The organism is uncultured Ralstonia sp., assembly GCA_913056305.1.
Classification (GTDB): Bacteria; Pseudomonadota; Gammaproteobacteria; order Burkholderiales; family Burkholderiaceae; genus Ralstonia.
The window spans coordinates 1-3,349 of sequence record CAJXMR010000338.1 but is presented as its reverse complement, the minus strand read 5'-3'; the positions used below and the strand labels follow the sequence as shown (position 1 = coordinate 3,349).

Annotated in this window: 2 protein-coding genes and 1 pseudogene; 2 read left to right on the top strand and 1 reads right to left on the bottom strand. The window is 66.9% G+C overall.

Annotated features, from left to right (window positions below; translation table 11 throughout):
* Positions 1–396 (top strand): annotated as a pseudogene (locus QZ609_RS25615) (dioxygenase); the annotation flags it as partial.
* A 15-nt stretch (positions 397–411) separates the two neighbouring features.
* Here QZ609_RS25615 and QZ609_RS25610 read toward each other — a convergent pair.
* Entirely contained in the window at positions 412–1,440 is a 1,029-nt protein-coding gene (locus QZ609_RS25610) for a D-2-hydroxyacid dehydrogenase family protein (RefSeq protein ID WP_295501051.1), read from the bottom strand.
* A 434-nt stretch (positions 1,441–1,874) separates the two neighbouring features.
* On the opposite strand from QZ609_RS25610, the gene QZ609_RS25605 reads away from it, so the two are divergent.
* On the top strand, positions 1,875–3,349 hold a 1,475-nt coding region (locus tag QZ609_RS25605), incomplete at its 3' end, for a phosphoenolpyruvate carboxykinase (GTP) (RefSeq protein WP_295501048.1).

Genomic DNA, 3,349 nt, shown 5'->3' with positions numbered 1-3,349 from the left:
GGCAGCTTCACGCACAACCTGCGCGCGCTGATGCGCGGCCCCGGCATGGCGCAGCATGGCGTGCCGGTCGAGCCGTGGGTGGAAGCGTTCCGCGAATGGATGCTGGACGCGATGACCGAAGGCATCCGCAGTGGCGATTTCGCCACCTTCTGCGATTACCGCGCGCAAGCGCCGCACGCCGCCCACGCCCATCCAACCGACGAACACCTGATGCCGCTGTACGTGGCGCTGGGCGCCGCAATGGGCCAGCCGGGCCAAGCGACGCCGGGCGGCGTGCAGGCCCAGCATGTGGTCGATACCGTCACCTATGGTTCGCTGGCGATGGACAGTTTCCGCTTTGACGGCGCGGGCGCCAATGTGAGCACCCCCGAGCCGCCGGTGCGCGCGGCGGCTTGAACGTGCCGGCGGGCGTCAGGCGCGGATCAGCGCCGGCGCCAACGCAGTCGGGTTGACCACGCTGTCGACGTTGCCCTGCAGCACCTCGAGGATGTTCTGGAACGCGATGCTGAAGTACATCTCGTAGCTCTCGCGCTCCACATAGCCGATGTGCGGCGTGCAGATGCAGTTCTCCATGCGCAGCAGCGTATGGCCCTGCAGGATCGGCTCGGTCTCGAACACGTCGATGGCGGCCATGCCCGGGCGGCCGCGGTTCAGCGACGTCACCAGACCGTTCTCTTCCACCAGCTCGGCGCGGCTGGTGTTGACGAACAGCGCCGTCGGCTTCATGCGCGTGAGGTCTGCCACGGTGATGATGCCGCGCGTCTCGTCATTCAGGCGCAGGTGCACGGACAGCACGTCGGCCTGCTCGAACAGCGCCTCCTTCGACTCCGCCACGGCAAAGCCGTCGGCGCGGGCGCGTTCCTGCGAGCCCTCACGGCCCCACACCACCACGTTCATGCCGAAGGCGCGGCCGTAGCCGGCCACCAGCTGGCCGATCTTGCCGTAGCCGAAGAGGCCCAGCGTCTGGCCCTTGAGCACGCGGCCGATGCCGAAGTTCGGCGGCATGGTGGTCGACTTCAGCCCCGACTGCTGCCACGCGCCGTGCTTGAGGCTGGCGACGTACTGCGGAATGCGGCGCTGCGCGGCCATCACCAGCGCCCAGGTCAACTCGGCCGGCGCCACCGGCGAACCCTTGCCCTCCAGCACCACCACGCCCTTGTCGGTACAGGCATCCAGGTCGATGTGGCTGCCGGCCTCGCGCGAGACGCGCCCGGTCTGGCTGATGATCTTGAGCTTGGGCAGGCGATCGAGCAGCTGACGCGTCACCCGCGTGCGCTCCCGGATCAGCACGATGGCTTCGACATCCGCCACACGTGCGGCCAATTGCCCCACGCCTTTGACGGTGTTGTTGAACACTTTGACTTCGTGGTCTTGCAGCAGGCTGAAGCACTCCAGCTTGCGAACGGCGTCTTGGTAGTCGTCCAGTACGGCAATCTTCATCGACATCTCACTTCGAACAATGGTGCGCAGCAAAAAACAGCGATCCCTCGCGGTGGTATTCTTCCCATCCCTCGTCGTCCGACCATTGTTGGCAACATTCGGTGGCGACGTTCGGAATTGCCCGCCGCGGGCACGCGCTTTGCGCAGCCACGCTTGTGACGAGTCCTAATTCTTAGTGTGCCGTCACTTTAGCGTACGCGGCCTTCGCTGCCGGGAAAACCTGCTTTTCGGCAGCACCCCGCTTTGTAACTGAATGTGAAATCAGCACGGCCCCTGTCCTCCCGCCTGCCTAGCATCGCCCCCTGGAAACCGCTGATCCGGCCCGCCTGCGCTGGGCTGTCGATCGCTTTCCACCCTGCGGGAGCATGCCCGGGTCCTGACCGCCGTGTTGATCTGCCGCCGCTTTCCTTTTCACTTCCCATTGGAGTTTTGGTATGAACCAACCCGTGATGCAGGGCGTGCCCGCATTGAACGTGCCCGATTACGTGAAACACCCGCGCCTGGTGGCGTGGGTCGGCGAGATCGCCGCGCTGGTCAAGCCCGAGCGCGTCGTCTGGTGCGACGGCTCGCAAGCAGAATACGACCGCCTGTGCGCCGAGATGGTCGCCGCCGGCACCATGAAGCAGCTCAACCCGGCCAAGCGCAAGAATTCGTACCTGGCGCTGTCCGACCCCTCGGACGTGGCGCGTGTGGAAGACCGCACCTTCATCTGCTCGCAGAACAAGGAAGACGCTGGCCCCACCAACAACTGGGTCGCCCCGGCCGAGATGCGCCAGACGCTGCACGGTCTGTTCGACGGCTGCATGCGCGGCCGCACGCTGTACGTGGTGCCGTTCTCGATGGGCCCGCTGGGCTCGCCGATCGCGCACATCGGCGTGGAGCTGTCCGACAGCCCGTACGTGGCCGTCAACATGCGCATCATGACCCGCATGGGCCGCGCCGTGTATGACGTGCTGGGCACCGACGGCGAGTTCGTGCCGTGCGTGCACACGGTGGGCAAGCCGCTGGCCGCCGGCGAGCAGGACGTGCCGTGGCCGTGCAACCCGACCAAGTACATCGTGCACTTTCCCGAGTCGCGCGAGATCTGGTCGTTCGGCTCGGGCTACGGCGGCAACGCGCTGCTGGGCAAGAAGTGCTTCGCGCTGCGCATCGCCTCCACGATGGGCCGCGACCAGGGCTGGCTGGCCGAGCACATGCTGATCCTGGGCGTGACCTCGCCCGCGGGCAAGACTTACCACGTGGCGGCGGCCTTCCCGTCGGCGTGCGGCAAGACCAACTTCGCGATGCTGATCCCGCCGGCTGGCCTCAACGGCTGGAAGATCACCACCATCGGCGACGACATCGCCTGGATCAAGCCCCGCCAGGACGCCGACGGCCAGACCCGCCTGTACGCCATCAACCCGGAAGCCGGCTTCTTCGGCGTGGCGCCGGGCACGGGCGAGAAGACCAACTTCAACGCGATGGCGACGCTCAAGGAGAACGTCATCTTCACCAACGTTGCGCTGACCGACGACGGCGACGTGTGGTGGGAAGGCATGACCGATACGCCGCCCGCGCACCTGACCGACTGGCAGGGCCAGGACTGGACCCCGGCGATTGCGAAGGAGACCGGCCGCAAGGCCGCGCACCCGAACTCGCGCTTCACGGCGCCGGCCGCGCAGTGCCCGTCGATCGATCCGGAGTGGGACAACCCGGCTGGCGTGCCGATCGACGCGTTCATCTTCGGTGGCCGCCGCTCGACCACGGTGCCGCTGGTGACCGAAGCCCGTGACTGGACCGAGGGCGTCTATATGGCCGCCACCATGGGCTCGGAAACGACGGCCGCCGCCGCTGGCCAGCAGGGCATCGTGCGCCGCGATCCGTTCGCCATGCTGCCGTTCTGCGGCTACAACATGGCCGACTACTTCGC